The sequence below is a fragment of the Schnuerera sp. genome (assembly GCF_035459645.1).
Lineage (GTDB): Bacteria > Bacillota > Clostridia > Tissierellales > Tepidimicrobiaceae > Schnuerera.
Window position 1 is genome coordinate 1 of the sequence record NZ_DATHXO010000217.1, and the last position, 7,673, is coordinate 7,673.

7 protein-coding genes are annotated in these 7,673 nt (G+C 31.8%); 1 reads left to right on the forward strand and 6 read right to left on the reverse strand.

The features are described from left to right. Together treP and VK998_RS05135 are read right to left on the reverse strand one after the other, a co-directional pair. Positions 1-1,342: PTS system trehalose-specific EIIBC component (treP, locus tag VK998_RS05130; RefSeq protein WP_325226258.1), on the reverse strand; the 1,342-nt coding region annotated here is incomplete at its 3' end. 160 nt (positions 1,343-1,502) lie between these two features. Further along, on the reverse strand, positions 1,503-1,889 hold the full coding sequence (locus tag VK998_RS05135; protein ID WP_325226260.1) for an iron-sulfur cluster assembly scaffold protein: 387 nt from the start codon (positions 1,887-1,889) through the stop codon (positions 1,503-1,505). 164 nt (positions 1,890-2,053) lie between these two features. Here VK998_RS05135 and VK998_RS05140 point away from each other — a divergent pair, with 164 nt between their 5' ends. Beyond that, positions 2,054-2,506, forward strand: a complete 453-nt coding sequence (locus tag VK998_RS05140) for a hypothetical protein (protein WP_325226261.1) — start codon at positions 2,054-2,056, stop codon at positions 2,504-2,506. A gap of 28 nt (positions 2,507-2,534) precedes the next feature. Here the strand turns inward: VK998_RS05140 and VK998_RS05145 are convergent, their stop codons facing one another. The 4 genes from VK998_RS05145 to VK998_RS05160 all read right to left on the reverse strand — a co-directional run. Continuing rightward, a complete protein-coding gene (locus tag VK998_RS05145; protein ID WP_325226262.1) occupies positions 2,535-2,948 on the reverse strand; it encodes an FMN-binding protein in 414 nt (137 codons plus the stop codon). A gap of 14 nt (positions 2,949-2,962) precedes the next feature. Beyond that, the gene (gene wrbA / locus VK998_RS05150) at positions 2,963-3,574 is read right to left on the reverse strand and encodes an NAD(P)H:quinone oxidoreductase (protein ID WP_325226264.1); all 612 of its coding nucleotides are present in this window, start codon (positions 3,572-3,574) and stop codon (positions 2,963-2,965) included. Positions 3,575-3,708: 134 nt separating this feature from the next. After that, positions 3,709-5,700 (reverse strand): methyl-accepting chemotaxis protein, encoded by a 1,992-nt coding sequence (locus VK998_RS05155; RefSeq protein WP_325226266.1) that lies wholly within the window; start codon positions 5,698-5,700, stop codon positions 3,709-3,711. Positions 5,701-5,847: 147 nt separating this feature from the next. After that, positions 5,848-7,673, reverse strand: a 1,826-nt coding sequence (locus VK998_RS05160) for a sensor domain-containing protein (RefSeq protein WP_325226268.1), incomplete at its 5' end; no start/stop codon positions are given.

The window sequence follows — 7,673 nt, forward strand, 5'->3', positions numbered from 1 at the left end:
TGGCAATAGCAAACTTACCCATGTGCTGAGGTTGAATAGAAAGTATTCCTGGCAATCCTCCAACGCCTATGGAATTTGCCATAACTCCCGTTCCTACAGAGAATATGGATGCCAATGCCGAACCTACCATAGCTCCTAAAAATGGATAACTATATTTTAGGTTTATTCCAAACATTGCCGGCTCTGTTACTCCTAAATAAGCGGATATGGTAGCAGGTATAGAGACTTGCTTTTCTTCTTCATTCTTCTTATTAAGGAATATAATAGCTAAAACTGCAGAACCTTGAGCTATGTTAGATAAAGCTATCATAGGCCATAGATTTGTACCTCCAAATTCACTCATTAGTTGTAAATCTATGGCATTGGTCATATGGTGAAGTCCTGTAATAACTAGAGGAGCATATAGGAATCCAAATAGAGCTGCAAATAACCATTTAAGTGTAGAAGTTAGTCCACCATAAACTCCATTGGATATAACTGTACCTATTTTCCAACCAACTGGTCCTAATATTATATGAGCTACTAACACAGTAGGTACCAAGGATAGAAATGGCACTACTATCATGGAAATATATTCTGGAACTACTTTACGCAATTTCTTCTCTAGGAATACTAGTAAATATCCTGCTAACATAGCTGGAATAACTTGGGCTTGGTATCCTATCATCTGTACTTGGGCAAAGCCAAAATCCCAAACTGGTATTTCTGCTCCACCTGCTACACCATAAGCATTTAATAGCTGGGGAGATACTAAAGTAATTCCTAATACTATTCCTAATATTTGTGTGGTACCAGCTTTTCTAGCTATAGACCAAGTAATACCTACAGGTAGGAAATGGAATATAGCTTCTCCTATCAACCATAGGAAATGATGAGTTCCTGCCCAAAATTGAGAAACCTCTGTTAAAGCTTTGGTTCCTCCTTCTAGCATCTTTATATCTCCAATTACATTTCTAAAACCAAGTATAAGTCCTCCAACTACAATAGCGGGAATAATTGGAGCAAATATTTCTGCTAAATGGGAGACCAACCTTTGTAAAATATTTAAATTCTGTCTACCTGCAATTTTGGTATCTTCCTTCGTAGCCTCTTTTATATCTGCGATTTGGATTAATTCATTGTAAAATGTAGATACTTCATTTCCGATTATTACCTGAAATTGACCTGCTTGTGTAAAGGAACCTTTGACAGACTTTATATCTTCAATTTTGTCTATATCTGCCTTCTTAGGGTCTTTCAATACAAAGCGTAATCGTGTAGCACAATGGGACACGCTTACAATGTTTTCCTTACCTCCGATATATTCTATCAGTTGATGAATATCATTGGTAAATTTAGACATATTATTACCCCCTTAAATTTTAAACCAAATATTGGGAAAACCTTTTTTCTCCTGTACGTACAAGTGCTGTTATTTATAGTATAGCCTGTACGTACAAGTTTGTCAAGGGAATAAATATAATAGTTTCCCTCTTTTTATATATAAATAATAAAACTGGGTTTTAACCCAGTTCATTTTTTTTATCCATATAATCTTTAATTGCATTTCGTAAAGCTTGTACTCCAAGGTTAGAACAATGGAGTTTATTTTCTGGCAATCCATCTAGAGCTTTAACTATATCTTCTTCTTCTATTTCTAGTGCTTCCTTTATGGTTTTTCCTTTAGCAAGAACAGTAGTCATACTAGATGTTGCTACAGAAGCAGTACATCCAAAGACTAAAAAGGATATATCTTCTATGATATCATCTTTTACCTTTATATATATGGTTAAAGAATCTCCACATCCAGGATCACCAAAAGTACCTTTTCCATCATAATCTACCATACTTCCCACATTTTGTGGTGTCATAAAATGTTCAATTACCTTAATCGAATATTGAGAATACATAGAATTCACTTCCTATTTATAAAATTAGTACCACATTGTTAATTATATCATTTTATTCATTACTCTTATATAGTATTCAGAGATTTTAACTTTTAATTTTATGATATTTTTTAGTTAAATACAAATAATAATTATATATTAAATTTTTAAATTGGAGGGATTTTGTGAAGATTAGAGGTTTCTTTGGGGATTTAAAAACTGCTAATGAAACTGTGAATAAGCTTAAAAATTCTGGCTTTGTAAATGTTTATGTAGATGCCAACGACCACTATATTGGCAATAGAGATGTTAAGACGGATATGCCTGGTGCTGCTGGTGGAGAAAGTTTAGCAGATTTGGTTCTAAACTCAGGTGCAAATAATTTAGATAGGGAAAACTCTCCTTTAGCTGCAGCTAATCCTATGGTAAGTGGTATGGGTGGTTTTGAAGAAATTACAGATATTAATTATTGTGTATTTGTTGAAACTAATAATAATGATTCTAGTAAAGCAAAAGATATAATAAATAGCATGGGCGGAACTATGGAAAACCCAAATGTTAGCAGAAATAAAGCTATAGCAAAAGCAGATATTGTTATAGAAAAAACTATAGATATGATTGATAATGAAAAGCGGTAGATTAATCTACCGCTTTTCATACTATAGCTTATTTAGCTTGTTCTAAAGCATTTTTAACTGCTTCCTTCCAGCCTTCAGAAGTTTCTGTTGCCGTTGCTATGGCATCTACATCATAACTCTGTTTTTCTATCATTTCTTCTGCTAAATCTTCTTTAAATTGCTTTAAATTTGGTCTATCATCTTCACCAGTCCATTCATCATAATCAACTTCGTCGCCTTCTGGAGTCATCCTCTTAAGTACTATATTGGTTATCTCACCGCCTTCTATAGTAACTTCAGCTTCTTCATATCCAAATTCTCTCTTTTCACTTTCTCCAATATAAGTTCCATCATTATAAATCACATCTCCATTAGATGTATCAGAAGAACCACAAGCAGCTAATGTTACTGTTAGTAATGCAATTATTGAAATTGCCAGAAGTACCTTTGTAACTCGTTTCACCAAATCCCCCCTTCCTATTTGCTTCCCTTTTTAATCCATTCTGCAATCATTACTGTACGTTTTGCTTGATGTTTGACTGCCTCTTTTACATCTTCTATCATTTTTCCATCTTGATCTATTGTTACACTTGTTCCATATGGATTTCCTCCTGCTGCATATATGGATTTGTCAGTATAACCAGGGGTAACAATAATAGCTCCCCAATGCATCATAGTTGTATAAAGACTTTTAATAGTAGCCTCTTGACCGCCATGAGCATTTCCTGCAGAAGCCATAGCAGATACAACCTTATTTACTAATTTGCCCTCTGCCCACACGCCTCCTGTAGTATCTATAAACTGTTTCATTTGAGATGCAACGTTTCCATAACGAGTTGGTGTACTAAATATATAAGCATCTGCCCACTCTAAATCATCATTTGTAGCTACTGGTATATCTTTTGTTTCTTCCACATGAGCTTTCCATGCTGGATTAGAATCTATGGCTGCTTGTGGGGCTAATTCTTCAACCTTTAATACTTTTACCTCTGCACCAGCTTCTTTTGCGCCTTCTTCAGCCCACTTTGCTAATTGATAATTTGTCCCTGTTGAACTATAATATACAATCGCTAATTTTACTTTATCCATTAAATAATTCTCCTTTCAAAAATCTGGTATATTTTAAAGTTTGTTTTTCCTTTTCAAGTTCATTAACATATTACCCTTTACTTTATCAATTATTCAGATTTTTTAAACAAGGACAAATTATAAGTTTAACAATATCAATTATATTTAAATTTCATAATTATCGATTGTAGATTCTCTGCTAAACTAGCTAACCCTTCACTAGCACTAGCAATTTCTTCAATAGAGGCAGTTTGTTCTTCCATTGATGCTGTTACTTCTTCAGTGGCAGCCGAGTTTTCTTGTGCAATAGCTGAAAGATTTTCAAGCGTATCAAGTATTTCGTTTTTCATTTTATCCATTTCCTCTCCAGATACATTTAATCGTTTAACAGCCTTTTCTGCCTCTTTCATAGCTTCTGCTATCAATAAATACTTATCTCTACTCGAAACTACCCTACTTCCTTGTTCTTCTGTTATACTAGTGACCGTATCTATTGCCTTTACAGCATTATCAGAGTTCTCTTGCAATTCTTTAACCATTTCATAAATAGATTCTGTAGACGATTGAGATTCTTCTGCTAATTTTCTGATTTCCTCAGCTACTACTGCAAATCCCCTTCCTGTTTCTCCTGCTCTAGCTGCTTCAATAGCTGCATTCAACGCTAATAAATTAGTTTGTTCTGCTATAGATGATATTACATCGCTAGCTTGACCAATTTTTATAGAACTTTCATTGGTTTTTAATATGATATCACGGATTCCTATTATTGCCTTATTGCTTTCTTCAGTTATATTAGATAGATTTTCCATTTCAATTAATCCTTCATCAACAGATTTTGTAACTTTATTTGAAGCTTCATTTAAATTCTTTGTATATTCCATATTTTTTTCAATAGAACTTCCTAAATAAACGGATTTGGCCGTTCCTTCTTCTGTGCTTTGAGCTTGATCAGATGCGCCTTTAGCAATTTCTTCTGTAGTTTTAGATACTTCCTCTGCTGAAGCAGCTGATTGTTGAGTAGTAGCTGATAATTCTTCTGAAGTAGATACTACTTGTTCAGAGGATTTGCTTATATCAGATATTATTTCTCTAAGGCTATCTGTTATACTTTGTAACGTCTTAGACAAAGTTCCAATTTCATCTTTCCGTTTAAACAATTTTCCTGGTACATCCTTAGTTATGTCTAAATTAGCTATTCCTTGTGAATGTTCTACTGATTTTATTATTGGATTTGTAATTGAGCTACCTATTGCATATGTAATTATAATACTTATAATTAATATTATAATAGCAAAAAACATTATATTCTTTTTTAATATAGGAATCATAGACAATATATCTTTTTCATATGCAGTTATAACTAAGGTCCAACCAGTCCCCTTTATAGGTGCATAAGCAGCATATAAATCATCATCTTCAAAAGAAAAATTGCTAACTCCTGATTTTTCTTGTAACACCTTCCCAAATAATTCAGCTATTGATTTAAGACTTTCATCATTTTTTACTTCTTCAATAGGATTCCATTGATTAACAACCTTATCCCTATCAGAATATGCAATAATATTTCCAATATTATTAATCATATAAGAATCTCCTCTACTACCAAGTCTTATATCTTTTATAATATCGTTTAAAACATTTCCTTCCCTACGACCTACTAATGCACCTACAATTTCTCCTTCGTTTATAATAGGAGTGGCATATATTAGTGAAATACTTTTAGTTTCACTATTGGTTATAGGTTCTGATATAACTGATTTGCCATTTAGAGACTCCTTTATATAATCCTGGTTCCCCAACTCCTCAGTTCTTCCATTTCTGAAAAAAATCGTGCCATTTAATTGTACAACTCCAATATCAAAAAAATTCGTTTGCTTAATTTGATTTTCTAAAGCAGGTCTTTGTAATTCCCAGTCCATACTTTGAATATCCTCTCTTAATGCTATCATTTCTAGAGTTCTCATTTGTGTTTCAATTCTACTTTCTGTCACTCTAGCACCTTCGTGGACCAATGAAGCAAGAGCTTCTTCTGATTCTTCGCTTAAAGATTCGCTAGCCCGTTCTAATGCAATAAATCCTATAACTGCCGTTGATACTAAAATAAGTATGGAAAAATATAAAATTAGTTTAGTTTTAATACTATTCATATGTACCCCCTTAAGTATTTCTTATTATGATTGCTTTGTCGTCATGATTATATGCTTTTATGAAAATCATGTCAACTTTTGGCAAAAATATATAGCAGAATATAATTCTTCTCATTCTGCTATACTAAAACCTATGCAATATTTACATCAAGCTTTATCATTTTTTTGAAGCAATTCCTCTATCCGCTCATTCTCTACTGGTTTACTTAACAAATACCCTTGTGCTATTGGACATTTGTTTTCTTTTAAAAATTTTAATTCATTCTGAGTTTCAACTCCTTCAGCTGTTAAATCTATATTTAAGCTTTTAGCTAAAGATATCACTGCCTTAACTACTTTCCTTTTGTTCAAATTTCTATCAACTCCATCTATGAAGCTTCTATCTATTTTTATATTGTCTATATTGAACTCACAAAGTTGGCTTAAAGAAGAATAGCCTGTACCAAAATCATCTATTGCCAATTTAACTCCTAGTTCCTCAAGTTTTTTTATTGCATCTTCTATTAGTTCATATTTTTGAGTAAAAAATGTTTCTGTTATTTCCAATTGAAGGTATCTTGGATTTAATTTTGATTCCTCTATTACCTTTTTAACTACATTTATAAAATTAGGTTGTTCTAATTGAAGAGCAGATATATTGACTGACATATATATAGGCTCATATCCTAAATCCTGCCATTTTTTATTTTGTTTACATGCATTTAATAAGACCCACTCTCCAATTGAATATATTAGTCCTGTCTTTTCAGCTATTGGAATGAATTTAGATGGAGGAATTATGCCTACTTTATTATGGTTCCACCTTGCTAAGGCTTCTACTCCTATTAATTTATTTATACTTGTATCATATATTGGTTGATAGTTTAAAAACAATTCGTTGTACCAAAGAGCTTTTGCTAAATTGCTTTTTATCCAAAAATATTCTTGAACTTCTTTGTCTAGTTCTTTTTTGAATTTAACTGGAGTGTTGGAATTAAACTCTTTAGATTTATTCATAGCAATTTCTGCTTTTCTTACCAATCCAATTGATTTTATGTCATCGTCTGGAAATATTGCTATACCTATGCTTGTTCTAACTTGAATTTGGTTTTGTGCTATTTGAAAAGATGGATGTAATTTTTTTAAAATGTTATCAGTTAATTCTTCTAGCTTTTCTATATTTTTAAAATTAGAAATCAATATAGCAAATTCATCTTCACTAAATCTAGCAACTAAATCGTCTATATTTATACTTTGTTTCAACCTTCCTGCAAACTCTTTTAATATATTGTCTCCCGCTAAAGGACCTAATGCTTCTGTTATTTCTTTAAATTCATTTATACTTATTACAATGACGGCAATTTTTTCTTCTATCCTATTTTCCTCTTTGTTTTTTAATATTCTTTTGTCTAATTCATTTAAAAAGAATTTTCTATTAAATAAACCAGTCAAAATATCCCTTTTTGTCAATAATTCAATTTGTTTATCTTTTTCTTTTACTTCTTTTATATCTGAGTAAACACAATAAGCTGCTATAGTTTCACCATCTAATATAAGAGGGAATCCTAATAGTAATAAGTCTAATAATCTCCCATCTTTTCTTTTTCTTTTCACTTCTTTTTTTACAAACTTACCTTTCTTTATAGATTCCCTAAAACTATAGGAAGTATCATATAGAGTTTCCTCACATAATAATTCTGTAAGATCTTTTCCTTTTATATCTTTTAAATCATATAGGAAAACATTTTGAAATCCATTATTAACATCCAGAACCTTAAAATCCTTATTAACAATAGCAATTGCTTCTGGAGAATTATCAAATAAACTATCAAAATAAATTTTGCTTTTCCTATATTTTCTCTCTAATTCTATTTTTTCCTGAGAGTCATGAATGATTGAAAAGAGTAAATCTCGATTGTCAATATTTATAGGGCCACTGTAAACTTCAACATCCATTATATCTCCATTAGAAAGTTTGTGTTTAAATCGAAAAA